The following is a 24,607-nucleotide window of genomic DNA, read 5'->3' on the forward strand; positions in this document are numbered from 1 at the left end:
AACGCTAGGCCTTTTTTTACAAGTTGGTACCGGTGGCCAGACTCGAACTGGCACGCCTTTTACAGCGGCGGATTTTGAATCCGCTGTAGCACTTTCAACGGCCGCGCTTGCATCGGGCCTTACGTTTGAAATCAGCACGTTAGCTTTTCCACCTCTTACATTATCTACACTGGTCGCACCCAGCCTGCGACCAAACTGCGACCAGCGGCGCTTAGGCTGGCTCATCGGCCGGCACAATCGATACCCTCAGTTGCGCCAGCAAGTCGCTTGCGGAATCCTGGTGGCTACCTGTTAACACAGTGATTCGATCAGGCCGGGCAGGTCCATTATTGATCAGCAGTATGGCCTGAGCGCGCCGAGCCGCTTCCAGGTCAACGTCGGGCGCGTGGACCGGTGCCTTGAGTTCGCCGGCCGCCAGCTCCATGAACGCGGGTTTGACGACTGGCGTAACGGCGCTGTAGAGATTGCCGTCGTCGTCCTGACGCGAAAGCACGCCGAAGGTCTGGTCATCGTACGGCGACTCCCCGAGGCACAGCGCCAGCTGGTTCGCGTCATAAATGTGGCCTTCGGGCGCTGCGATCGCTACAAGGTCTGTGTATTCAGTGCTCATGCCGTGTCCATCCATTCAATAAGCGCTCGTGAGTCTGCGACACTAATTGGCGCTTCGCTGAGTACCATAGGTCCCAAAAGCCCCGTGATTTGGTAGCGCGGATCGTTCGCTGCGTAGTTGTAGTGAAGCGTGACCGCGCCCAACGAGTTTTTGCGGTTATAGCTAGACGGATTGGGGACAGTGCTTTCAACCCCATTAGCATGGCTAGCGCGCACAACGCCGTCAGTCATCCTCAGCAGACACGCGCCGCTATTGACGTCGAATGTCGTCGGCGTGTTGATAAGATCATACGTCTGATGCAGCAAGGTGCCGTTGCGAGTTGCGGGGTATCCCAGCCCGCCGGACCCTGGCGATAAGAAGACAGAAAACACGCTGGCCTGCACCGTCTGTGTCACCTTCATCGCCACAAACCCATTGTTCAGGTTCAGTGCTCGATCGGTCGTAAACGAAAACCCTTCGACGTTCCGGCTATCGATGAATCCTCTACCGTTGATCATGTTGTAGACCGGACGGCCGGCACTAACACGAGCGAAGCGATGGTTGCCGTTGCCGCTGATGTCATACTGAGCCGCGATAGGATCACCGATTTCCTTAACGGGAACGGTCATCGCGATGTCCTGCCAGAGCGTCACCTGCCCCAAGAACTCGGCCTCGGTCACGTAGAACGCGTTGATTGGATTGCTACCGAGCAGTGACTCAATAAACTGCGGGATCGTCATGCCGTCGTCGAGCAACGCCTCGGCATACGCCCGAAGGGGTGAGCCATCGGCAACGGGCTCCCGGCCCATGCTGAGCAGCGCCTTGTTCGCGCCCTCTTTAAGCATTTCCGTTGTTTCAAACAGATATTCGAATTTATCCGTCATTGCTGACATGGACTACCTCCCCGCTGATCAAGTCGAGCAGCTGCTCGATCTCCGCTCGCATTTCCGCCACGGCGCTGGTGGCCTCTTCGTGCGCTTGCTCGCCCGCAGTTTGGGCGGCCTTTTCCGATGTGGCGGCGTAGCGCTGCGCGCTGGTTTTTGCTTCGTTGGCCTCATCTACTCCAGCGCGCAGCTGGTCAACCAGATCCTGCGCCGCCCCTTCGGTAATCGGCGTGGGGCTCGCCGCCAGCGCCTGCGGCAGCGACATCACCGAGGCGGCGTCCGCGGTTATCTCGCCCAGCAATGCCTCTTGGGACTTGTGGTTCCACCAGACCTTGTAAACGCCCGGTTCTAGGTCGATCTGATAACCACCATTTTCATCAGCGGTGAACTCGTAGACGGAATGCGCTAGCACGCCGTTAAGCACGGTTTCTACGGCGCGAAACCGGACCGTGACAGACGCCATCGGACCGCCCGCGTTGTACAGCACGCCCTCTAATCGCATTACGCGCTCTCCTGCATGGGAATTTTGGGCACAAAAAAACCGCTCTAGGCGGTATCAGTATCGGAGGCTGTTGAATCAGATCTGTGCGGCAGCGATAAACATCTCGTCGATCTGCTCTTGCGTCAGCCCAAGCGCCTCGCCGATGTCGTTGATCCAGGGGCTATCGCGCTCAATGACTTCCGCAAACTCCCATTCGATAGCGGCTCGTTCTTTATCCGGCGAGTCGAGTGAGTTGATAGCGGCATCCACCTGGCTCAAAAGCCCTTCATTCAGTAGCTCAAGGCGCGCTTGGCGGGGCGTGATTGAAGCTGGCACCGGGACGTGGTTACGAGCGTCAATTTCCTCTTGCGTCAAATCTCGCACACTCCATGTCTGATGCCAGTTGCCGTCTGTGTCCTGTTCAAGCTGTCCTTGCTGCACTTCCTGGGTCTGCGGGTCGTACCCAGGCTGCGGAGCTGGTTCGACATAGTGGCCGCGTGCGCGCATATCAGCATCATTGGGCCGGGCAGGGAATATTGTGCCAGGGTAGAGTTTTTTGACTTGCGAGTATGATGCTTGATTGCCCTTTATGTGTAGCACTGCTCCTACCTCCTTATATAATTAAGCACGCAGCTTGACGCGCTTGGACAAGTACACTTGATGAACTGACATTGGGAGTAAAAAGCTGTTCTCCTGATACCCAATTTGGTGCTGTGGCGTAAGAAGGAATCATGAAGTATGGGTTATCACTGCCTTTTATTTTATCAGTGTAAGCATATTCGCCATTTAAAAAGCCTTGCCAACGCATCCATGAAAGTCCGTCTGGACCATAGCAGCTCAAGTTCTTAAAGTCTGATATGTTTCTTACTGGAGCCGTTTGTATTTGATTTTCAGTGTGAGGAATAATATCGTCTGAGTACAATCCTGACCACTTCCACATCTTATCCAGAGAGAGATATATTGCACTAAGGCCATCAATTTCAAAACCTTGAACGCCAGATGTATACTCTAATCTATCTGTTGACTCTACGTTTAAATCGGTCTGGTTTCTGAATGATGTTGTATTACTAAGCGTGCCGGGGTCAACAATGAATATACCATTCGTTGTTGGTGAAGACGGATTATACCAAAGAGCTATCATTGTTCCGGTAATAGGGTGTGTCTGAAATGAAAAGTAGCTGCGATTTGACTGTGTAAACAGGTTTGTTATTTGACCTGTATCTACATTCACCTTTCTTGTAACCGTATTGGCATTCCAGTCCAACAGGTAATGACCATCAGCAGATATTGCACAACTCGCGTTTTGGCCAACATTCCCTGGTGCTGCAACATTGTAGATTATAGCTTTACTATCTACATCTATTACAACGCGGTAGGGTGATGCTGACGAACTTGTCCCAAAACCATTAGTAATATAAATTCTCTGATTATTGTTTGATAGGCAAACAAATCGTGCATTAGCCTGCGCTCCTAAAATCTGCTTAATATCAATTTCAGTTACTACTGTTAGATTCCCTTGAGAAATTGAATAAAGCACAATGGTATTGTTGTAAGTACCGTCTGAGAAAACACCAATAACAATAGATTTGTCAGGACTAGTCGTAACCATTGTACATAGTGATGATGTTGAAGATATGTAGTACTTAATAGGCTGCATAGTGCTCGCATCAAGCACTCGGAGCCCTGCTAGTGAGGCTTGCAGTACATACCGATTCGCAGAGATTCCACCCATCATTGCCTCTAACATGATTATCCTCCAAAGCTGCCGATGCTCACGCGAGAACCCGTGAACATGATTCGATACGTTGACCAGTTATCAAAAACGGCAGGCGGTTCGCCACCTTCCCAACGTATTGTATAACCGGGAATAACGAACTCGACGCTCCCGGCGCCATCAATGTCTACTAGTACAGGTTTAGCTAATCCAGCTGCCGGGATATTCTCAAACGTGATCGTCAGTGACGTTGGGTTGTCCAACTCGAATACCTGCTGTGTCGCAAGATCAAGCGTTGTTGTGCCGGGGTCGCCGCCCTTGATCGTGTAGCTAGAGGCGTTCACCAACTCACTGCCGCTCGCCAACTGCTCGCTTACATCCGTCGCCAGGTTACGCTTTGCCAGCGCGCCTTGCTCGTCGACGCTCACGTAATCCTTGGGCGTTATCAATGTGCCCGGCTGGAGAGATGTTATCGCTACGTCGCCCACGGCAATTTGCTGGGCCTCGGCGGCGCTTTGGGCGGCGTCGTCGGCGGAGCTTGCGGCTTCGCCGGCCTTATTGGTGGCTGTCTGGGCGGCTGTCTGCGCTTCATCCTTGATCGAATTCGTATCGGTTATCGCCTGCTGCCGCGTCTGCTCGGCCTCTTTGAGTGTCTCAGAGAGCGCGGTATCAATGCTTTGCACCATCTGATTGCACTGCTCAGCAAACAGCGCGAATACAGCCTGCGTGTTGTTGAACTTGGTAATGAACGCGATCTGATCGCCCGCGTTAATGGGCTGGAGTACCAGCTCATTGGGTACAAAAATCGACATGCGCTAGACCTCTATGAACGAGAGTGTGGTTTTTCGAACGCGGGGCATGTAATGGGCGTCGCTGTACCCCTCCGTCATACGACCGAGAAATGCACCTGTGAGCCGCTCGATGCCGGTACTGGCCGGGTAGAGGTCAACGAACACGTCGGCGATCATGCCGCGTTGCGCCAGCTCCTCGAGCAGCCGGGCGCGGTCGGCGGTATAGAGCCAGTCGAGGTTGAACGTGGTTTGTCGGCGCGGGTTGCCGCCGTTGATCGTTCGCAGCGTTTGCCCGGCGCTGTACTCATGCTGCGCCCGGTCGGGCCAGTCGACGATAAGGTCATAACTGGCGTTGAACTCCGCAACGAACGCCAGCCCCAGCACTACACGACCGATGTCGATGGCGCCGTCAGCGTTACCGGGGTCGTTGATCTCCAGCCGAAAACCGGTAATGGCCGTGATGGGAAACTCCATCATTGCGACCGGGTCGCGCAGCTTGTCGTTGTACGTCGCGCCGAATGCATCGATACCCGCACGCCACACCCCGGCTGGAATGATCTCCCCGGTTGGGCGCTGGCCGCTTTCCCATGGCTCGCCAGAGGCATCGAGCAGCACCAGTCGAATGGTGCCCGTAGCGCTCAGGTTGTGGCGCAGAATGTAAAGGTTGTCGACGAAAGCGCCCGCCGCGAGCGTGCCCTCAATGATAATGGTGCTGGTATCAGCGCTGCGATAAACCTCGGCGCGGTCGTCGCGCTGGGTGTTCTCGATCGGCGTGCCGGGCGCCGCCTGGTTCACGGCCAGGCTGGCTGCATCGTAGGCATTATCGAGCACCAGACGAATGTGTTCGGTTCGACTCACAGAATGATCTCCAGCTCGGCCTTGCCGCCAGCGCGCTCGAGTCGCACTGCCGACACACGCCCCACGCGCCCGACCAGCGGTGATACGTTGACGGTAATGGTTTCGTACAACGGCACGGTGGGCAGGTAGGTCGTCACGCGCCAGCGCTCGCGCCGCACGGCGTGGTAAACCAGCCGGCGGTCGCGCTCGGCCTGCGCTTCTCCCCCGTCCTGCAGCAGCGTGGAGACGGTTTCGTCGGTAGCAAGCGGGTGCCCGGGCAGATCCTGTGTCCCCGTACTTTCTCGCCACTCCTGGCCCAAGCGCGCCGCCAGCGCTGGCTCGTTCTGGTTCACGACTTCGGCAACATTACGCAGCGGGGCGTCGTTACGGCCCCACTGCAGCGTGAGGCCTGACCAGGGCGGCTCGACGCCGTCGAGCTGCAGAGTTCGATCCTCTACGTTGTCGACGCTAAGCCGGGTCGTCGCCTCCCCCCCGGGCGCGTCGAAAACACGCATGTCGAGCCGGTCGAGTGCGTCGAGGTGCCAGCCCGCGCCCAGGGTGTCCTTGAGCGCGTCAAGAATCTGCGCCCCGGTGACCTCGCCGGCGCCGTAAAAGCCCACCGTCACATTGGGCAGTACGGTATGGGGTGAGACCTGCTTGCCGTAGTAGTCCGCCACCCACTGCACGATCGACATGGGCGTGTCGTGCTGTTCGTGCGCCTCGGCGGTAATCTCGCTACCGTTGCCCGGGTGGTTATCAAGCGTGAACGCGCCATCGGCTAGGTGCGCGGTATGCGGCACCGAATTACCAATGTCGCGCGGCGTGACGCTCAGCAGTGGCAGATAGCCCACACGATAGCGCAGCGTAGCTGTGTCCACGCGGTGCACCGGCACGTTGAAGCGCTTGCCCAACAGCAGCGGCACCGGGCCACCGTCATTTGGCAGCTGGCCGGTGTCGATCGGCTCGTTGAGTTGCTCACTGGCATCGATCACGTCCAGCGTAATGACGCCGTTGCGGTACGAGGCCAGCCCTCCATTCGTGGCCACGGCCATGGGTCGAAACTCGGCTCGAGGCCACGACGGATCACCGAGGAACAAGCGCACCGGCCAGCCCCGCCACTGATAGTCCAGCCAATCAGTAATACGGCCATCGTCGCGCAGTTCGATCTTGCCAATCTCGATCAACCCATCGACGCGCAGCGAAATACCCACCGCGCTGATCAACAGGTCATTCCAGACCGGGTTTTCGAGCCGCTCGCTCGCCGGGGCGATGTACGGCTTGTCGGCGACCTGCACGACGCCGCCGGCATGCTCGAGCTCAGCCAGAATTACTCGGTTCTCCCGGGGGCTTTCCAGCCACCGGGTAAACTGGGCGTCGGTGATCATGCGGGGTTCCTCTTGCGTAGCCGGCTGTTGCGTTCCGTTTCTTCAGTCGCCGCGGCGGTGCGCCGGGCGGGGTCGAGCAGTTTTCCAGTGTTGCCGGCGATTGAGGCCAGCAGGCCCTCCAACTGCTGTACCCGCTGGGCGAGCTGCCGGTTATCGGCCCGCATACCGTTCATGGCATTCAACAGCGCCTCCTGGGTGTTATCCCGGGACGTGTTCACCATCGGCATGCTCGGGCCGGCCATGCGCAGCGCGCTCATATCCGGAAGGGAGCGCCGGCGCCATTCGTCGGCCTCATCACGATTCAGCACGGCCTCGTCGCGGTGGAGCTCGGCGATGTACCCGTCGAACGGCACCCGGGGCAAGCCTGTGGCGTGACTGCCGTCGACATACTCCTTACTGCTCCGCAGGGACTCCCGGATCTCGTCGATGCTGGCCCCGTTGTTGTAGCGGCTCTGCCAGTAGGCATAGCCGCTATCGTCCGGGTCACGACCGAAAATCTCCCGGTAGCTGTCCGCGACGATGCCGGTCGCCCCGGTCAGCAGGGCATCGCCCTCCTGGTCCAGTCCACCGGGGGTGTAGGTGCGGCCGCTGGCGGTCGTGGCGCTGGGAAAGATCTTCGACAGCGCCTGCGCGAGGTTTTCCGGCAGCGCGCCCATGAGGTCCGTTAGCGTATTAAGCTCGGCGTTGGCCTTGATCTCCTCGTTCAATGAGCGCGTGAGCGTATCGCGCGCCTGTTGCTGCTCGCGGAGTTGTTGCCGATCAATGCTCTCGATACTGCCCATGGCGGCAACGGACGCGCCAAACTGACTCTCCAGCGACGACACCGAGCTGGAGACGTCACCGAATACCATTGCGTATTGGCTTGAGGCCTGCCCGTACACAGCGGCAGCAGAATCGAGGTACTGGTCGGCAGCCGATTGCAGCTGAGCGACCGCCTCGGTGTCGCCCGCCTGGGCTCGGATCTCAAGCTGAGCGTACTGCCGCTGGGCCTCGACCATTCGCTCGAACGGATTCAGGACCGAGCGATCGGACAGCATCAACGAGTCGAGCATCTGGCCCAGCTGATCGAAGGCGCGTTGCTCATCCTGCAGCTGCCGCTTGCGCTGACTGGCGAGCTCATCGGCCAGCGCAATCGCGCTGTTGTAATCGCTGATAGCACCGTCGATACCCACGATCTGGCTGTAGCTGAACGCGGGTGGCGGCGGTGGTGCTGGCGTTTGCTCGGCGGCGGCCGCAGCGGCCTGGCGTTGCTGCTCGAGCGTATCGATGTACTGCTTGAGCGCCGGGGTCGCGCGCAGAATCGCGGCGGTTTGCGCGGTGCCGGTCGCGCCCATGAGCTTGATACTCTCGACGAGATCGCGCACGCCTTCGCGGGTATCCGGCAACTCACGCCCCAGGCCGGCGAACGTCTGCTCCAGACTGCGCGACAGGTCGTTAAATTTCTCCTCTTCGGTGTAGAACGCATCGTAATAGCTCGAAAGCAGCGCATTCAGGTTGGCCTCGCCGCCCACCTGCGCGGCGAGGTTACTCGCGACATGAATCGCGCCCGCTGCTGTCGCATCGAACTGCAAATTGAGGCGCTCGCTGGCATCGCGCAGCACCAGCGCCGCTTGGGCGGCCGACTGCATTGCATTACTGGCATCGAGCACGCCGCTGGCGGTGTCCTGCCGGTTGATCTCGTCGATGATGTCATTCATCACCGCCGCGCCCATCTGCTCGCCCAGGCGCTCAAGCTGCAGCACGCCGACGAACGTGGTCGCGAGCGTTTGCGGGTCGGCAATCCGCATCACGGCATCGGCCATGGCGGATTGACTGCCGCTGATCATCGCGCGCAGGCGGGTTTCGACGAGGTCTTCCGGCCCATCGTGAGCGAACCCTTGAATCGATGCCTTGATGGCATCCAACCGAGTCGGCAGCGCGGCAGCGCCGATGGCGTTGTCGAGATCGACAATGCCATTCAGCAAGGCATCGAGTTCGGGCTGTTGCTCGAGCTTGTAGTCGCTGAACGACGTGATACCGAACTGACCGAGCGCGGTTTCTCGGTCTCCGAATACGCCGTAGTTGCCGCCCTGGGCAAAGTCGAAATCGAACGTTTTTTTGCCGGAGCCAAATAGCGAGTCGATCGCTCCGCCGATCGCGCCGCCAATGGCTGAGCCAATGGGTCCTCCGAAATAGGTGCCAACGAGCGCGCCGCCCGTAGCGCCCCACGAGCTTCCTGCTTCTTTACCAAAGAGCGATTGGCCGATTTGTGTGCCGGCATAGCCGCCGGCGAAGCCCGCGCCCGCCGAGGTCAGACCTTGCATGCCGCTGAAATTGCGCATGCTGCCGCCCAGGTAGCTCGTGCCCTGGCTGGCCACGCCCACGCCATTAGTCGCGCTGCCGGCAAAACCGCCGGAGTAGCCGGTCGAGACGCCGCCCCACTGCACGCCGCCGAAGCCGTTTTGAACCGCTTGCCAACCGTTACGCAGCGAGCTTACCTGCCCCAGATTGAAGCCACCGCCCGGGGCCGCGCCGGGAGCGCCGCCGTTCATGCCCATACTGCCGGCGATCTGGACCATGATCGGCCGAGTGATGGCCATGTGCGCCATCTCAGCGAGGGTCTGGTCGAGTACCCGCTTCATGGTTTCGCTGGCACTGCGACTGCCGTCAATGGCGCCCTGCCAAAGGTCGGCAAGACCGTCATCGAGTCGGCGCAGGCCGTTCAGGCGCAGCTCATCCCATGCGCCTTCCATGGTAAAGGCGGCGTCGACGGTGTCGTTGGAAAGTTCCTTCATCTGCTCACGCACACCCGCCACCATGCGCTCGTATTGCTCGCCGGTGATTACGCCTGCCTGATAACGCTGGCGGATCTGGTCGAGTTCAGTGCGCAGCGTCTGGGCGCGCTGGTTCAATGAGTCGTACTTGCCGATGAGCGATTCGGTCTGGCGTTCGTAGTCTTCGGCGCCGGAGGCGGCCCGGGTGTATTGCTCAGCGCTCCAGCGGATCGCCTCGGCGAACTCGGTTTGGGTAATCGTGCCGGCGGCCAGCGCTTTTTCGAGTACGTTGACGCGATCGATATAGGTTTTATGGTCCCGGATCAGCGGGTCCATTTCCTCGCGAATCGACTCGAGCGCGTCGGCCTGTTTCTCGGCGGCCTGCTCGGCATCGCGCGCCGCCTTTTGAGCGTCTCGGTTCGCCGCCGTGTTTTTGACCGTGACGGTGGTAGTGTTGCGAATGGCCGCGGCGCGGTCGTTGATCGCCTGAATGGCGGCGGCTACGTTCGCGGCGACAGCGCCAGAGCCATCGGCCACTACCAGGGCAGCAGACAGCGCGGTAGCGGAGAGCTCGGTTTGCACGCCCTGGAGCAAATTGGTCAGCGTGCCGATGTTTTGCAGTTGCGCCTGCACCATCGCTTCCGCTTCTGCGTAGCGCTGTGCACGCGCAAGATGCGCCTCGGCTTCGACGGCATTGCCCTCGGCGATCGCCTTCTGGTAATCACTGAGCGCGTCGGTCTGACCGGCGACCGCGGCGGCCTGGTCGGCGTACAGGCCGGTGTACCCTGCCTGGGCAGCGGCGTACTGCGCCGACTCGGCGGCGGTCATGCCCATGACGTCGCGGGCCGCCTGCAATTTTCCGATGTAGTCGTCCCATTTCTCGCCGCTCTCGCCGAGCGTGTCGCCCAGGGCGTTGAAGCGGCGCGCGTTCTCGGACGTCGAGTCGCCGGTGGTCATCAACCACTGGTCGAGGGTCCGGAAGATGCTGACGCCGGAGACCTGAGACTCGAGCACGTCTTTCCAGGCCTGGTCGTACTTCCTCAACCCCTCTTCGTTCGCACGAACGATTCGCTGCTGTTCCTGTAGCTGCGCGCGGAGTTCTGGCAGCTGGCTGGATGCGGCACCACCACGCCCCTGGTAGATAACGCCTTCGTCGCGGCTTTTCTCTTGTAGGCTCAGTATCTCCTGCGCGAGTTTCTCCGCTTCAATGCGCGCTTCGGCCAGGTCCTGGACGATGGAAACCCGATTGCTCTCGTACTGAGCGCGGGTGTAGTTATCCATGCTATCGACGAGCTGGTCGATGTCCTGTTTCGCCTCTCGCGCCGCCGCTGAAGTGAAGCCCAGCGAGTCGCGGAAATAGTACGCCGCGGTGCCTGCCAAAACAGCGGCGCCCACCGGCCCACCAATCAGCGCTAGCGCTCCGCTAGCGGCGCGTGATGCCACCGCCATAGCGTACGCGGCAGCGGTGTTACGTTGCATGGCCACTGCGCTCGCGTTAACAGCCGCAGTATGGGCCGCCTCGGCTGCGATCGCGCGCTGGTTCGCAGCAGCCATTTGTGTGATGGCCTTGCTGCGAAGCGTAGTATTGCCTGTAGCGGCCGCGATAGCGTGGCCGTTGGCCAAGGCACGGGCCGCTGCCGTTTGCTCAGCTTGTGCAACACGCAGCACCTCCGCCGCTTTAGCGCGCGCGGCAGCGGTGGCGACTACGTTTGCCCGAGTATTCGCCACCGTCTGAACGATGTTCGAAGCTATTTGTTTGGCAGAGCTGGCAAATGCCGCGGCGTAGCGGCCTGCCATGAGGGCCGCGGTCGCTACGGCAACATCCTTTAATTCATTCAGGATATTTGAAGCGCCACCCGACTCCTCGATGAACGATGTCAGGTTGTCGACTGTGACAGCCAAACCGGGACCGAGGTCCGCGACGACCTGATTCGTGAGGCCTTCAACGGTGCCGCTAAGCTCTGTGATTGCGCGATTCGCTTCCAGGGCGTTATCGATGTCGATTTGAGACATCGATACACCCATCGCTTTAGCTTCGCTGGTTAGCTCTCGCAACTTCGCGGCGTTGTCGTCAAGCAGCGGTAGCAGCAGCGTGGCGTCGCTGCCCAGCCGTTCGAGGTAGCTGATTTGCTCGCCTCGAGTTTCCAGCGTACTGATCGCGTCGGCGATCTTGAGCAGCTGTTGATCCGGCGCCAGCCGCTTCATTTCCTCAATGCTGAGATTCAGATTCTCGAAGAGCGCCGCCGCTTCGCCAGTGCCTTCGGCGGTGAACTCGCCGATGCGCTCGGTAATGTCTTTGAGAATATCGCCGATCTTGCCGCCGGCAAGGCCCGCTTGCTGCGCTGCGTAATCCCACGCCTGCAGCTCGCCGGTCGCAATACCGATACTGCGCGCCAGCGAGTCGGTGTCGGCGATCAGGCGCGCTTGCGATACCACGCTGCCCGCGCCGAAAGCAGTGGCAATCGCGGCGGCGACGCCGGTGACGCGGCTGTGGAGCACGTCGAGCCCACGGCTCGCCGCCCCGGCTCCCTTGTCGATCTCGGCGACTTGCTGGCCGGCGCGTGCGGCATCGCTGCCAAAGCGCTTGGACTGGCGGGCACCACGGTCGAAGCCTTGATTCAGCTTGCCCAGCTCGTCTTCCGTAGCCTTGATGGCCCGGATACCGCCACTGGCATCGCCGGTAATGATTAAACCGGCCTTGTAAGTCTGGGCCATAAAAACTCCGAATTTCGGGCACAAAAAAGCCCGCTCATGGCGGGCTATATAAAATTCAACCTTTACAGATAACTTATGGCTTCTAACATTGCTGACAAATCTTCTTTCATGACCGTTGGCACGTTGAAGTCATGGTAATAATCCTCACCAACAAACCTAATAGTCACTTCATCACCGCTCGCTATTCTTTGAGCTATTTCGAGCCCCTGTCCTGAAAGAGGTATTGAAGCTATTTCCCAAACTTTGTCAGTGTGGTCGCGCATAAAGTCTAACGGCGGTGAGTTCCAGTTCCTTCCATCAGCGTGCACTCTTACGCTATTAGCAAAGAGCCAATCGCCACCATAGAACTTAAATTCAAGCCTGAACCCAGACGCATTGCCATTTTTCACTTCCCCCCTCAACGATACATAGCTTGTTTGGGAGTACGGACCACTGATGTAACGAAGTGGCTCAACTTTCAAAGAATTATCAAACTTGTCGTACTCAAACCAATAGCGTGAGAAGGCATCAATAATTACGTCGCGACGGGCCTGTTCCGCCGGCATAATCTGTTGCAAAGCCTCCCATTGGCTTTTCCGTAACAGGTTGCCATTGCTAAGCTTCAGCTCTCCAGGATAGTAAGCATAACCAACGTCTACATCCATTGATGAGCCCGGTTCAATAGGCTCAAATCGGCTTCCACCGCCTCCATGACTTTGTTCTGCTGTTTTAATGCAGCGCAAGTAAGCATCTACATTATCGATGCTCAATCCCTGTGTCGTGCCTACCCCATATTCCTCTCCGCATTCATAGGCCGTTTTAGCAGGTTCGCTTTGAGATGCAGAAGCTGCAGCATGTGCCGGCTGAGCTTGTGAATATGATCTGGATGGTTGTTGATACGTAGAATTATTCGCACATCCACTTAACGCTAATCCAATAGCCATCAGCCCTAAAAGTTTCTTCATTCTCCCCCCCATAGCCAAGCAATAAAGGAAACCCGAACCGAGGCAGAAAACTTAAGCCACGGCAGAATCCCCGCTGAGTCACCCCAGCAGGAAACGTACCGCACTTGATTAAGAATGACTAGGCATCAAGGCCATATCAATCTGCCGCTCGACCTGTCGCGAGATCGCGTCTCGCTGTCGTGATCGCTGCTCGGCGTCCTGCTCTTGCAGGCTACGCCCATCGGAACGTGCGACCCGGGCGCCAAGCTCGAGCAGCTGAACTTGCGCCAGCAAGGCGTCCTGCTCGGCGTGGTCAAGTCGCGCGTATTTGGGGTGCCCATAAAGGGCGGTGTAGTCGATACCCTGGTAGATGAGCGTGCCGCGCTGGGGGTCGGCGACGACACGCCACTGGCTATCCATCGCTAAAAACAGCTCAAGCGCTGGCCAGTGCTCGGCCCACACACCGTAGGTTTCGGGCTGTGCAGGCCGGGCGCGGGCAGCGCGCTTGATGCCCCACGCCTTGGCATCGTCCTCGGTGTGATCCTTGATCTTGCCCGGGCGACACCACCACTGGCCGGCGCCGGTTAGTTTTTTGCGGCGGCCTGGCTGCGCCCTTCTTGCGCGGCAAACCAGCTCAGGATAAGCGGGCGGCGAATGTACGTTTTCTGCATGGCCCACTGCACCAGTTCGTCATCGAACGGCAAATCGTTGCCGTCCTCGCCCTTGATGCCACCTAGCCCTTTTAGATCGGCCAGCAGGTCTTCATCGGTTTTCGTGCCTTTCTGTGTCTCATCGTTGATCTTGCGGTATTCGTCCCAGTCGTGGAGCACCCACTCAGCTTGAATTGTGCTTTGTTTTTCCGCTTGCGGTACTTGAACCGGCACGTCGACAGTGATGGTCGGAATGTCTTTTTTAACGATGCTCATGGTGTATTCCTTGAATTGGGCAAGTCAGCGCCGCTTGGGCGGCGCCGTTGTGCAGGTGGATAAAAAGCGATCAGGTGAAGATGAACGCGACGTCGTTGTCGTCGCTGCCGGTGGGCAGATAGCGCAGCTCCATGCCGTAGCTCATCACGCCCTGGCTGTCGCTGGGGGTGATCGTCGAGGCCTGCACATGCAGCCCCTGCACGGTGATGATGTTGCCGGGCACCCGCCCTTGAATGAGTTCGACCTCGCCCAGGGTAACGACCTCGTGACTCTCTACCTTGGCAAACACGTCGAGCTCACCAAGCGACGGGGCATCAATCGTGATGTTCGACGAGGCGCGCCGGTCGGTGGAGTTCACGGACTCGTGATTGACGAGGTTGCGGTAGTTCACTTCGTTGCCGAGCGTCAGGCTGAATGCCGACATGCGTGCCGCGAACTCGAACATCGAGAACTCGGTGTTTTGCTTGTTGATGGGGATCTCGCCAGCCACGGTGCTCTCTTGCCCTTGTACGGTTGGGGCGAGCTTTGGCCGCTTGTACAGGCCGGTCAGGCTGATTTGCCAGTACGGCATGCTGGCGGCGTCGGCACCGATTTCGAGCGTGCCTCGTGCGCCGGTGATCTCCTGCACCTGGCCGTCCTCGTACCACCAGATCGTCACGCTATCCATGTTTTCGGAAACGGGCGCGTAGGTGACCGAGGGCGTCTCGGCCTCGGCGTTAATGGTTTCAGAGAGCGCACAGGCACGCAGCAGCGGCGAGTAGGCCGGCGGCACGCCGGGGGTGCCGGAGCCGGAAAACGGCAGGCGGATCTGCCGGGTGACGTTCGGGCCCGTGTTGATCTGCGCGAAGTTGCCGAAGCCGTAGCGCATGCGTTCGCGCTCGACGGTGTTGCCCGCGTAGGGGTTGCCGGCGTCCAGCATGACCACTTCGAGGATGGTGGCGGTCGCCGGGTCCGGCGCGACGCCGTACTCGGCCTCGACGGCGACGACGGCCAGACGCTTACGCCAAAGCAGCTCACTCATGATCGTTGACCTCTTGCGTTACCGCCGGGGCGGTGGGTGCGGGTTTCGCCGTGCGCGGGGCGCGGGCGGCGGTTTCCGACGCCGCCGGCGCGGCGGCCTGCTCGTCGGGTTTTTGACGCGGCGCGGGCTGGGTGTTGTGCACCAGCACGCGCTCGCCGTTGCGGATCTCGTAACTGCCTCCGGCGTTAGGCATCGGGTTTTCTCCGGGCATAAAGAAGCCCGCACGTGGCGGGCTTCCAGGGTGGGTGGTAGGGGTCAGCTGCGAATCAGCCGGTCGTACTGATAAACCTCGCGCCAGTAGACATGGTTACCGCTAACGGCGACGCGCTGGCCGCCGGCGTACTCAAGCGGCGCGACGCCGTCCGGCGCGCTATCGAGCCCCAGCAGCGCGCTGCTGGTGGCCCGGCGCTGCTCGTCGATCTCGTGCTGGTCGGCGATCAGTACGATGGCGATTTGCTCGCTGACCGTCTGGCGTACCCGCATCGTATCGAGCGCATTGGGTGCGGCGGCGGTCTGCACCGGGTGCACGAACGCCGCGGGCAGCGCCGGCGATGACATCGCCAGGCTGGTCGCCTGTAGCTCGAAATGCGCGCGGTATTGGCGCTGGTCGTATTCGTAATCGGTCGCGGCGTCGGTTATCTCCCACGACTCGGTACCGGACTGGGCGGCCACGCGCTCGATCAGCTCGGTGCTCATCCTGCGCAGCGGGTCGAACTCGGGCGCGCGCAGGCTGAGCACGTAGGTATCGACGCGGCCGAGCCGGTAGTCGTCGACCTCGATGCTGGTCTGCCCGGCCAGGCTGTACACGCCGTTGATCGCCGGCGCCTTTGCGGGCAGGTTCAGCGGCCAGAGCGCCTGCTCGACCACCGGGTCGACCAACGTAACGAGCCCGGGCACGGTGTCGGCGCGGCTGGGGTCGGCCTCGCTGCTCGGTACCGCGGTCAAGCCGGCGGCGCTCAGGGCGTCGATGATGCGCTCGATCATTGGATCGTGCCTCGCTTGCGTTGGCGGTCGAGGTATTTCGACAGCCCCTCGTAAAACCGTTGGGGCGTGCCGCTCTGGTTCTGCGCCAGCGCGGGCGCGAGGAACGGGTTGGGCGTCATGTGCTCGGTGCCGTGTTCATGCCAGAGCCCCTTACGCCCCTGCCAGCGGCCGTTAATGCGGCGGTTGGCACCGATGAGGATGCCGACTTCATCGGGCTTAAAGCCTAGGCGACTGCGCTGACGGCGGTTGATGTTGCGATGCCCGATCGCCTGGGCCATGTCGCCGCTGTCCGCCGGCGCCAGTTGTTTGGCGGTTTTCTTGATCGGCGACGCTACGGCCACGAGCCCGGCGCGTATGGCGCGCTCGCGGATGTTGTTCTCGAGCGCTTTCAGCTCATGCTGCATGTCGTGCAGGCGCTGGCCCGAGACCTGGACTTCAAACCCACTCATGGCACATCAACTCCAGTTCGGTGTGCTTACCGCCCAAATCAATCGGGCGGCCTTCCAGGCGATACACCACCTGGCCGAACCGGATGCGGAGCGTTTTGCCGGTGGCGGCGGCGATGTCGGCGCGCCAGCGCATGCGAATACGGGCCGTGGTCTCGGCGTTGGCTTCCTGGGCGGCGAACAGCGTGCGGCCGCGCAGCTGCTCGACTTCGGCCCAGCGTTTGCGCTCTTCCGGCGCCCACTCTTCAGCCGTGGCGCCGGAATCGCTGCGGCCGCCACTGGTCAGCCACTCGAGGGTGACGCGGTGGCGGAGTTTGCCGGCGCGCATTTACTCGACCCGGTCGTATTTCTTCAGGCGGGCATACGTGCCGCGCGTCATGCGCATCTGCTCGCCCGCCTCCCGGCACACGCCGCCGTCACAGTGCCGCGTTTTCAGCGTGGCGGTGACGAAGCCCGCGGCGCCCGGCGGTTGCGCTTTCGGCGGCACGGGCTCGGTCTTTACCTCGGGCACACTCGCCGGGGGTGTGGCCGGGGTCTGCGCTGGGGAGGCGCTGGCGGTTTCCGGCGGGGATTGAGTCGCGGTTTCCGCCGCGGCTTTGGTCGTGCGTTTGGTCGCCATGGGTGGCTCCTTAAAAAAAGAAGTGGCGGTACGGGTCGATGAGCGCTGACACGGCCATCGGTAGCGCGCTGGCATTCACCCCAACCACGACGCTTTCGCGGTTGGCGTACCAGTGGCCAATCAGCAGCAGAATGGCCGTCGTCACGTCATCGTCGAGCACCAACGCGTTGTCATAGATGACATTGCCGTCGACATCCTTGGGCACATCGTTGGCGGTGGCGTAGAGCTTTCGGCCCGTGTGGTTTTCGACGTAGCGCGCTGCGGCGTTGCAGTAGGTCTCCAGCAGCACATCGTCTTCATCGTCCTCCGGCTCGAGCCGGAGGTGCTGCTTGATGATCTCCAGCTCGAGCATGGGAGCGCCTCCGGTTACGCGCCAGCGCCGCCGACCAGCGCCTTGATGGCGGCCGTGTCTTCCAGAATGCAGTCGAAGCGGTGGAAGGCGAGGAAGCCGGTCTGGTCGAACTCGGCGTAACGCTCGACCAGACGCTTGATGGCCATGTAGCGCACGCGGCGGATGATGAAGCGCTTGAAATCACCGGCGTAGAGGAATTTGTTACCCGCGCCCATGTCGGCGATCGCCTGGTCAATAAAGTACTGGCGATTCAAAATGGTGGCGGGGGCAGCGCCTGCGACCTCCGGCAACCAAAGCGGGCGTCCCTGCAGGTCTTCCATTTCCGTCAACAGCTTGAGCGTGTTGTCGTTCATGCCGATACGGAAGCCGGGTGTGCGGCGGTAAGCTGGGTCGACGGCGTGAATCAGGCCGTTGATCTCCTTCCACGTCACTTCATCGTTCGCCGCGGCGGTGACCGTGCGGGTAACCGAGGCCTCAAGGCCCTTGGGCTGGCGAGGCGTGCCGCCGCCGGTACCCTGCACCAGATAGCGCGATTCGCCCCGGCCTATGCGCTCGCCGATGCGGCGGGCGAGAAACGCTTCAATGTCGATGCCGCTGTCCTGCAGCAGCTCGTTCGATACGCGGATGACCTTGGATGACAGCTTCACAGCGCCCAAGTCGTCCATGCCGAAGCTGGGGTCTAGTTCGCTTGCCTCCTGGTTCTCGCCGAGAAGCTCACCCTCTTCGTTAGTGCCGTCGCTGGTAGGCCACTGCATGGTTTGGCCGGTATCGGTGGTCAAAATTTGGGACACCTCGGCCAAGCCGCCGTAATCCTTCATCGACTCGACGATGTAGTTGAGCATCTGCTCGGGCACGGTGTAGCCACCCTTCTCGCCCGGCGAGGTCGCCAGAGCACGAAGCTCTCGAAGCGCCTGGCGCTGTTCGGCTGACATCTCGCCGATGCCTTGGCGAAGGAACGCATCGAACGCGGCGCGCTGCTCGGCGGCGCGATCATCACCGCCTCGGGCTTCACCACCCGCACCGGCGCCAGCTTCATTACCGCCGCCGTTACGGCGGAATTTTTCGCCACTTTCCTCGGCAAAGCGCTGGTCGGCGTCGCGCAGCTCTTCCTCGCGCTCGATCTGGTCTTTCAGCGCGTCGAGGTCGGTTTTCATTTTCTTCCAGGACGTACGCTGTTCATCGGTCCAGGCGTTGTCGCCGATGGTTTCGTTCAGCGCCCGCATGTCCTTGGCGATCGCGGCGTATTTCTGTTTCAGCTCGTGGAGTTTCATGGTGTGGCCTCAGGCTCCGATGATGTCGAGTAAGCGCTCGCGGGCGCGGCGCTGGTTGATGGCTCGCTTGCCTAGATCCTTGATCTCCTGGCAGCGGGCCTCGAGTGAGCGCGCGGCGGCGCCCGCGTCGGGGTACGCTGGATAGGTCACAGGCGACACATCCAGCAGGCGAGAGAAGCGGTTAATGGTGCGGACGATCACGCCGTCGGCGTCCTCGGTCCATTCGTCACCGTCCGGGGCAACGCGAAAGGCAAACGAGCTGCCGGTGATGTCGCCGCGTCGAAGTGGCGCCAGCACCAGGTCGCGCACGGTCTGGGTGTCCGGCGGGTCGATCTCGTAGCGCAGACCCTCGGCGTCGACGCTGAGCGTTAGCGTTTTGCTGAGCGTGCGGCCCAGTACGAAGTTGGGGTCGTGGTTGAACAGGCCGCGCACGTCGTCACCGAGCACGTCATCGAATGCGCCGGGGGCGATGCGCTCCTTGAACATGCCCATGATCATGTCGCTACGGTGATCGAACACCGCGCCGTAGCCGACTATGCGCGTGCGCTCTTCATCGCCCTCGGCGCGGGTCTCTGCCTTCACCTCGCAAGCCAAGGCGCGTTTTTCGATTTCCTCGCTCATGAGGTGGGCTCCTGTTCGTTATTGCGTTCCAGCGCGGTAAGCGGCTGGGCGTTGACGCTGATAAGCATTTCGCTGAGGCCTTCGCGCGGGTTCATGTCCTCGAGGGCACGAACCTCGTTTCGGTCCAGCCAGCCGTCGGTGATGCCGCGGTTATAGAACTCGGCGCGCTCGGTGGGTGTGCCGCGCAGCAGCCCGGCCAGGTTGAACTTCACGTAGAAGCCAGCGGCACGCTCGGCGCGGGTGAACACCCGGCGATTGATTTCCTCTTCCCAGTTCTTCACCCAGGGCAAGATGGTGTGGCGCACGAACTGAATGGCCTGCTCACTGATATTCGAAAACGTGGCGCGCTCGAGGTCGTTGATCATGTGCGCGGGCACGTTGAAGATGCCGGCGATCTCCGAGCGGTTGAACTTGCGGGTCTCGAGGAATTGCGCGTCTTCGGGCGGTACCGTGATCGACTGGTAGTTGAGGTCGGCGGGCAGCATGAGCGTCTTGTTATCGCTCTTGCGCAGTTGGTTAACCGAGCCCTGCCAAACCTTCTTGAGCTGTTCCCAGCTTTTTTCAGTCAGCGTGTTCTTGACGCTGACCAGTCCGGTCGGGCGACCACCCCCCTCGAAAAACTCCTTGCCGTAGCGCTGAGCAGCCAGGCCCAACCCGATGGTCTGAGCGTGCTGGCGAATGGGGCTTATGCCCTTGCGAAGCGACGAGCCCAAGGCGCGTACGTGGATCATGTCCTCGACCTGCACGGCAATGGCGTCGCCCTCGCCGTAATTGGTGTAGATCCAACGGCTGCCGTGCTGCACCAGATCGGTCTCCCAGGGGTACAGGCATTTGAGCTCGCGCAGCTCGCCGCGGTTGGAGCGCACGATTTGCGTGTAGCCATTGCCCCAGCCGAGCACGTGATTCTGCTTCGTCTCTCGCCACTTGTAGCTGGTCTGCCACATGTTGGGCTCGTCGTGCAGCAGCCAATACGCGGGGTGGTCCCTGGCTGGCTCGATCTTGTCGCCCTGTCGGCGCATTACGCCGAGCGGCAGCTGCGCGATGGAGCTGCTCAGCACATAGATGCACGAGTAGACGGCGGCGAGCTGCATGGCGGATAGGTTGTTGACCGTGATCGCCATGTCGCCGCTAAAAAATTCCTCGAGGTTCTGCGTCGTCAGCGGGACGCCCGGATTCTCGATGCTCTCGCGGGCCTCGCTCTGACCGAAGAGACTATCCAGCAGCATGGCCACCTCCGGCGCGCTTGGCGGCTCGCGTGGCGACCAGCGCCAGCACCAGCAGCAACGCCCCGCCAGTAATCAGGGCGTCCGCCAGGCCAAACCGCAAATACAGGCCGTAGTTAAGCGCCCCGAAGCCGGCGAGGCCCAGGGTATCAATTAAAAGTTGGCGCATTACATCACCAGAATGTCGTCGTCGGAGAGAGAGTCGAGAAAGCTGCCGCCGGATTGCGCCGCATTCATGGCCCGGCCGATCGCCATGATCAGCGCGACCGCGCCATCGATTTTGTTGTGGTTGCCCTGCTTGATGGGGCGCACCACGTCGTCGTTGCCGTTCATGTTTTTGCCGACCACGTTCCCTACGCACCACGTAAGGATTGGATGCCCGTCATGATGGAATCGGCCCGTCAGGATGGCGGCTTCAAGCTCCTTCATGGGGTCGGACATATGCGTGAAGCTTTGCTTCATAATGACCGGATTGAAGCCTTCATCATCGAGCTGATGCGACAAATTTGCGGCGCCATGAGGGTCGATACCGGCTTCCCGCGAAGGCGCTTCGGCATGCGCCTCTTTCGCATCGGCCAGCAGTTCGCGGTAGTCGATCTCTGCGCCCTGCGTGCTCTCTAGATGTTCTGACTCAACCCACCCCTGATACCGCTCGGCTAGGCGCTGTTCTTCGCTGTTGAACACCGTGTCCTCGGGCATCCAGAAGCTCGGGCTCACGCAGTAGTAGTGGTGGCGGCCGTCGATCACTTTGGTGAATACGCGAACCATGCTGGTCAAATCGAGCTTGCTGGCAAGGTCAAAGCCGTAGTAGCAATCGGCGCCCCTGAGCTGCTCAACCGTTAGCGTCTTATCTTCGCAATCCTTCCAGGACTGCATGTTGAAAAAGCCTTCCTTCGCTGACACCCAGACATTGAAGTGCTTGGTCTTGATGTTGTTGGTTTTACGCGCGTGCTTGATGCCCGACGCCTGCCGGGCCTTCAGGTAGCTGAGCGATACCGATACCCCGGCGTTCGGGTTGGCCTTGAGGATTGCCTCTTCGGTGGTCCAGTCGTCGTCCTTATCGATCGTGTACACGATGGCGAAAAGGTCGTCTTCCTGTTCGGTGCCTTCCAGCATGTTGATGCTGCGGTCGCGCATTACGTAGCAGGGACCGGCGATGTCAGAACCCGCGGTGGTGATCACCAGCACCAACGGCTGGTCGCGTGACCCCATGCCGCTGATCATCGTGTCGTAAAGCGAAGAGTCTCGATGCTCGTGGTACTCGTCGATGATCGCCAGCGATGGACTCGCACCGTCTCCGGGATCGCCGATCACTGGCTCGAATTTGCTGCCGTCGGGGCGTTCCAGCTTCTTCGCCCATGTCACTACGTTGAATTTCTTACGCAGGTTGGGCAGCTTTTTGGCCATGGTCAGCGCGGGTCGAAATACCTCCCACGCTTGCGACTCTGACGTGGCGCCACAGTAGACCTCGGCGCCGTACTCGTTATCTGCACAAAGCCCGTAAATACCCGCGCCGGCGGCGATGATCGACTTGCCGTTTTTCCGGGGCACTTCGATGTAGGCCTCACGGAAGCGGCGGTTGTTGTCCGCCTTAATCTTCCAGCCGTAGATCATCGAGAAGATGAACAACTGCCAGGGCTCAAGCGTGATGCGCTGCTTGCCGCGCGCCCACTTGCCCTTCGTGTGCGGCATCAACTGGATGAAACTGCACACGCGCTCGGCGGCGTCGCGGTCAAACTTGTAGGGGTAGGCCTTGGCCTTGCTCGCCTTCAAGTCGTTGAGGTGACGAGCGCATGCCGCTTTGACGTAGCTGCACGCGAGAATCTTGCCGCCTACTACGTCCCGGGCATAACGCTGCGCCGCGTTGACGTTCGGGTAGGCTGCCATAAATCAGTACTCGTCGAATTCGTTACCCTCGTCGCCTTCGCCGCTGCCGCCCTCGCCGCCCATCATGCGCAGCCGAGTCAGCGGGTCGAGCCCTAGCAATGAGCCAAAGCGCGAGAACTGCTGCGCGTATTTTGAGTGAGCGTTAATCACCGGATTCATTTTCGTGCTGCCGTCGGCGGTGGGCACCGTCAGGCCCTGGGCGTTAATCTCGATGTCGGCATCGAGCATGCGCTGGAAGGCGTTGCAGTACGCCTGGAGCAACGGCGCGTCCTCGATTTCGAACGTGCCACGCTCGATCAACACCTTGGATTGCTGCTTCCACATTTTTACGGCGTGCGGCCCGACCAGCTCGGCGGGCGGGTTAATTCGGGTCAGCGAGCTTTTATGCTGGGCCGTCGTTTTGCGTTTTCGACCACCACCAGAGGCGCGAACGGGAGCGTTGTTGTTCACCTCACCCCCTCCAAAAAAGTTTCGTTATTTCTCGCGTAAAAAAATTGACTTGAGGGTGCGGTGTCCGCGTTCGAGGGCTGTAGAGATTTACCCCGCCCCCGGGGTGTCAGCCGCCGCGCTGGCGCGCCCTCAGCGCCTCCGCCTGCGTCTTCGCCGTGTGGCAAGGTCCGCACAAGGCCTCGAGGTTGTGCATCGTGGTGGCGCCGCCTTCGGCCTCTGGCACGATGTGGTCGACTGACACCGCCGGCGTCGCCCGGCCCTGCCGCTGGCACTCACGGCACAGGTAGCGATCACGCTCGAGCACCGCGTCACGCATCCGGCGCCATGCGCGTCCGCCACGCCCTCGACCGGCACGGCCACGACTCCACGCCTTTGCCTGCTCGGCGTGCTCGTCACAGTAGCCGTGAGCGTTGCGTGTCGTTCGTCGGCACAGCTTGTCGCGGCATGGCTTAGGAATGCGAGCGACCATTACTGATCATCCCTGTCGCCATGAGCCAGAATCTCAACGACCGTCGCTCGGTCAGCATTCATGCGGCGGCGCAGGGCTTCATAGCGCGCAACCAGATCAAGCAGCCCTTTATTGCTTCGCAGAATCGGCTGAGGGGCCGGCAGCTCGTTGGTAAGGTGCTCTGGCACGATCGGGCATTGGTGCGGCAGTGGGACCAGAGCGGGTCTGGAGCTGGCGCACCCACTCAGCAATGCCAGCAGGCACAGGCTCATCCATCCAAACGCGCGATTCTGCATCGGTCTCTCCCAGTTGCTCGAGCGCGGTACGGCTGGCGCTCATGTCATCGGCGATCTCGCCCAGTAACCTGTCACGCTCAGCCAGCGAGCGGTTCAACGTCGCGTTCTGCTGGCGCAGGTCGCGCTGATTCTCCAGCAAAATGTCGGCGCGGTTGCGCTCGTGCTCTTCTCGAACCTCGGCCAGCTCTCGCTCGGCATCCAGCTTCTGAGCATATTGAAACTGGAATACCAGCAGACCGATGAGGCCCGCGATCAGCCACGGCGTTGCGCTACTCAGCCAGCGGGTAATCATTTGAGCCACCGACCGATTAGCTTCTCGTACAGGGCATCGAGCTTATCGCGCAACCATTCGACGCCCAGGAACGCGATCGCGCCGCCCAAGGCAACGGCCATGTTCTGAGCGAAGCCGAAATACTCCAGCAGCGGCATCAGCGATAGGGTTAACGAACCGCACAGCACGGCCTCCAGCACACTCTTCATCGGTCGACCTCCCGCATGAATCGCCCGCACCAGCGCGATTATCATGGCCAGTCCGACGGCGTATATCTGAGGCCAGGCGCTCATGATGTAATCAATCAGCGCGTGCCAGTTACTGGGATCTTTGTTCGGCATCGCGTCCGGCTCGTCGTGTCTGTACATGTGCGGCCACCTCGGCGGCCAGTGAAGTGATTAAGCTGCGCGGCGCTTGAGCAGCGCACGCTCGTACCAGGTCTTGTCCGAATCGCACAGCACACCGTGGGCTCGCTGATACTCTTTCAGCAGACGCTCGACAGTGTGCTCATGCTGCCCGTACCCGGCGCCCGGCATTGATGCCCAAATGTTGGCGCACCGAGCGATTGCCTCTTTGATGCGCCCCGCCTTGATCAGCGGCAGAGCGCGCTGTTCGCGCAGTTGCTGGATCGCGTACCGGTCCTGACTCAGCGGCCCGAAATCGGGCAGCGCCAGCGTTTTGCGGTAGTGATCCCAGAAGCGGCTCAGTATCTGATAGCGG

General features: G+C 60.6%; 29 protein-coding genes and 1 tRNA gene. All 30 read right to left on the bottom strand.

What is annotated here, in order from left to right:
- Positions 1 to 24 precede the first annotated feature (24 nt).
- Positions 25 to 117 (bottom strand) — tRNA-OTHER (locus ACGLWX_RS05820).
- A gap of 94 nt (positions 118 to 211) precedes the next feature.
- Complete coding sequence (locus tag ACGLWX_RS05825; RefSeq protein ID WP_396238077.1) at positions 212 to 610, bottom strand: hypothetical protein; 399 nt, start codon at positions 608 to 610, stop codon at positions 212 to 214.
- Positions 607 to 1,482: a hypothetical protein gene (locus ACGLWX_RS05830; RefSeq protein WP_396238079.1), complete on the bottom strand. Its 876-nt coding sequence runs from the start codon at positions 1,480 to 1,482 to the stop codon at positions 607 to 609. Before ACGLWX_RS05830 ends, ACGLWX_RS05825 begins: the two co-directional genes overlap by 4 nt.
- Positions 1,463 to 1,975 (bottom strand): hypothetical protein, encoded by a 513-nt coding sequence (locus ACGLWX_RS05835; RefSeq protein ID WP_396238081.1) that lies wholly within the window; start codon positions 1,973 to 1,975, stop codon positions 1,463 to 1,465. Before ACGLWX_RS05835 ends, ACGLWX_RS05830 begins: the two co-directional genes overlap by 20 nt.
- Positions 1,976 to 2,050: 75 nt before the next feature.
- Positions 2,051 to 2,461 carry a hypothetical protein gene (locus ACGLWX_RS05840; protein WP_396238083.1) on the bottom strand — a complete coding sequence of 137 codons (411 nt, stop codon included), beginning with the start codon at positions 2,459 to 2,461 and terminating at the stop codon, positions 2,051 to 2,053.
- A gap of 106 nt (positions 2,462 to 2,567) precedes the next feature.
- Positions 2,568 to 3,701, bottom strand: a complete 1,134-nt coding sequence (locus tag ACGLWX_RS05845) for a hypothetical protein (RefSeq protein WP_396238085.1) — start codon at positions 3,699 to 3,701, stop codon at positions 2,568 to 2,570.
- Positions 3,702 to 3,703: 2 nt separating this feature from the next.
- Positions 3,704 to 4,480 carry a hypothetical protein gene (locus tag ACGLWX_RS05850; RefSeq protein WP_396238087.1) on the bottom strand — a complete coding sequence of 259 codons (777 nt, stop codon included), beginning with the start codon at positions 4,478 to 4,480 and terminating at the stop codon, positions 3,704 to 3,706.
- 3 nt (positions 4,481 to 4,483) lie between these two features.
- Positions 4,484 to 5,317 carry a hypothetical protein gene (locus ACGLWX_RS05855; protein WP_396238089.1) on the bottom strand — a complete coding sequence of 278 codons (834 nt, stop codon included), beginning with the start codon at positions 5,315 to 5,317 and terminating at the stop codon, positions 4,484 to 4,486.
- On the bottom strand, positions 5,314 to 6,681 hold the full coding sequence (locus tag ACGLWX_RS05860) for a hypothetical protein (RefSeq protein WP_396238091.1): 1,368 nt from the start codon (positions 6,679 to 6,681) through the stop codon (positions 5,314 to 5,316). The genes ACGLWX_RS05855 and ACGLWX_RS05860 overlap by 4 nt, the downstream gene beginning before the upstream one ends.
- Positions 6,678 to 12,149, bottom strand: coding sequence for a DUF4214 domain-containing protein (locus tag ACGLWX_RS05865; RefSeq protein WP_396238092.1), 5,472 nt, complete (start codon positions 12,147 to 12,149; stop codon positions 6,678 to 6,680). Before ACGLWX_RS05865 ends, ACGLWX_RS05860 begins: the two co-directional genes overlap by 4 nt.
- 62 nt (positions 12,150 to 12,211) lie before the next feature.
- Positions 12,212 to 13,093, bottom strand: a complete 882-nt coding sequence (locus ACGLWX_RS05870) for a hypothetical protein (RefSeq protein ID WP_396238094.1) — start codon at positions 13,091 to 13,093, stop codon at positions 12,212 to 12,214.
- Positions 13,094 to 13,201: 108 nt separating this feature from the next.
- The gene (locus tag ACGLWX_RS05875) at positions 13,202 to 13,750 is read right to left on the bottom strand and encodes a DUF1799 domain-containing protein (RefSeq protein ID WP_396238096.1); all 549 of its coding nucleotides are present in this window, start codon (positions 13,748 to 13,750) and stop codon (positions 13,202 to 13,204) included.
- A complete protein-coding gene (locus ACGLWX_RS05880) occupies positions 13,657 to 13,998 on the bottom strand; it encodes a hypothetical protein (RefSeq protein ID WP_396238098.1) in 342 nt (113 codons plus the stop codon). Before ACGLWX_RS05880 ends, ACGLWX_RS05875 begins: the two co-directional genes overlap by 94 nt.
- Positions 13,999 to 14,068: 70 nt before the next feature.
- Positions 14,069 to 15,019, bottom strand: coding sequence for a hypothetical protein (locus ACGLWX_RS05885; protein WP_396238100.1), 951 nt, complete (start codon positions 15,017 to 15,019; stop codon positions 14,069 to 14,071).
- Positions 15,012 to 15,212: a hypothetical protein gene (locus tag ACGLWX_RS05890; protein WP_396238102.1), complete on the bottom strand. Its 201-nt coding sequence runs from the start codon at positions 15,210 to 15,212 to the stop codon at positions 15,012 to 15,014. Before ACGLWX_RS05890 ends, ACGLWX_RS05885 begins: the two co-directional genes overlap by 8 nt.
- Before the next feature lie 62 nt (positions 15,213 to 15,274).
- Positions 15,275 to 16,003: a hypothetical protein gene (locus ACGLWX_RS05895; RefSeq protein ID WP_396238104.1), complete on the bottom strand. Its 729-nt coding sequence runs from the start codon at positions 16,001 to 16,003 to the stop codon at positions 15,275 to 15,277.
- A complete protein-coding gene (locus ACGLWX_RS05900) occupies positions 16,000 to 16,452 on the bottom strand; it encodes an HK97-gp10 family putative phage morphogenesis protein (protein WP_396238106.1) in 453 nt (150 codons plus the stop codon). Before ACGLWX_RS05900 ends, ACGLWX_RS05895 begins: the two co-directional genes overlap by 4 nt.
- Complete coding sequence (locus ACGLWX_RS05905; RefSeq protein ID WP_396238108.1) at positions 16,439 to 16,777, bottom strand: phage head closure protein; 339 nt, start codon at positions 16,775 to 16,777, stop codon at positions 16,439 to 16,441. The genes ACGLWX_RS05900 and ACGLWX_RS05905 overlap by 14 nt, the downstream gene beginning before the upstream one ends.
- The gene (locus ACGLWX_RS05910; RefSeq protein ID WP_396238110.1) at positions 16,778 to 17,068 is read right to left on the bottom strand and encodes a hypothetical protein; all 291 of its coding nucleotides are present in this window, start codon (positions 17,066 to 17,068) and stop codon (positions 16,778 to 16,780) included.
- Between the two features lie 10 nt (positions 17,069 to 17,078).
- Positions 17,079 to 17,420, bottom strand: a complete 342-nt coding sequence (locus tag ACGLWX_RS05915) for a head-tail connector protein (RefSeq protein ID WP_396238112.1) — start codon at positions 17,418 to 17,420, stop codon at positions 17,079 to 17,081.
- 14 nt (positions 17,421 to 17,434) lie between these two features.
- On the bottom strand, positions 17,435 to 18,691 hold the full coding sequence (locus tag ACGLWX_RS05920; protein WP_396238114.1) for a phage major capsid protein: 1,257 nt from the start codon (positions 18,689 to 18,691) through the stop codon (positions 17,435 to 17,437).
- A 9-nt stretch (positions 18,692 to 18,700) separates the two neighbouring features.
- Positions 18,701 to 19,312, bottom strand: coding sequence for an HK97 family phage prohead protease (locus ACGLWX_RS05925; protein WP_396238116.1), 612 nt, complete (start codon positions 19,310 to 19,312; stop codon positions 18,701 to 18,703).
- Positions 19,309 to 20,538, bottom strand: a complete 1,230-nt coding sequence (locus tag ACGLWX_RS05930) for a phage portal protein (protein WP_396238118.1) — start codon at positions 20,536 to 20,538, stop codon at positions 19,309 to 19,311. The genes ACGLWX_RS05925 and ACGLWX_RS05930 overlap by 4 nt, the downstream gene beginning before the upstream one ends.
- Positions 20,525 to 20,704 (bottom strand): hypothetical protein, encoded by a 180-nt coding sequence (locus ACGLWX_RS05935; protein ID WP_396238120.1) that lies wholly within the window; start codon positions 20,702 to 20,704, stop codon positions 20,525 to 20,527. Before ACGLWX_RS05935 ends, ACGLWX_RS05930 begins: the two co-directional genes overlap by 14 nt.
- Positions 20,704 to 22,422 carry a terminase large subunit gene (locus tag ACGLWX_RS05940; protein WP_396238122.1) on the bottom strand — a complete coding sequence of 573 codons (1,719 nt, stop codon included), beginning with the start codon at positions 22,420 to 22,422 and terminating at the stop codon, positions 20,704 to 20,706. The genes ACGLWX_RS05935 and ACGLWX_RS05940 overlap by 1 nt, the downstream gene beginning before the upstream one ends.
- Positions 22,423 to 22,425: 3 nt before the next feature.
- Complete coding sequence (locus tag ACGLWX_RS05945; protein WP_396238124.1) at positions 22,426 to 22,872, bottom strand: phage terminase small subunit P27 family; 447 nt, start codon at positions 22,870 to 22,872, stop codon at positions 22,426 to 22,428.
- Positions 22,873 to 22,978: 106 nt separating this feature from the next.
- Positions 22,979 to 23,341 (bottom strand): HNH endonuclease, encoded by a 363-nt coding sequence (locus ACGLWX_RS05950; protein ID WP_396238126.1) that lies wholly within the window; start codon positions 23,339 to 23,341, stop codon positions 22,979 to 22,981.
- A 108-nt stretch (positions 23,342 to 23,449) separates the two neighbouring features.
- A complete protein-coding gene (locus ACGLWX_RS05955) occupies positions 23,450 to 23,908 on the bottom strand; it encodes a hypothetical protein (RefSeq protein ID WP_396238128.1) in 459 nt (152 codons plus the stop codon).
- On the bottom strand, positions 23,905 to 24,255 hold the full coding sequence (locus ACGLWX_RS05960; RefSeq protein WP_396238130.1) for a phage holin, lambda family: 351 nt from the start codon (positions 24,253 to 24,255) through the stop codon (positions 23,905 to 23,907). Before ACGLWX_RS05960 ends, ACGLWX_RS05955 begins: the two co-directional genes overlap by 4 nt.
- A gap of 30 nt (positions 24,256 to 24,285) precedes the next feature.
- Positions 24,286 to 24,607 (bottom strand): glycoside hydrolase family 104 protein (locus tag ACGLWX_RS05965; RefSeq protein ID WP_396238132.1); only part of this gene is annotated, 322 nt, incomplete at its 5' end.

Source organism: Halomonas sp. HMF6819 (assembly GCF_044335525.1).
Lineage (GTDB): Bacteria > Pseudomonadota > Gammaproteobacteria > Pseudomonadales > Halomonadaceae > Vreelandella.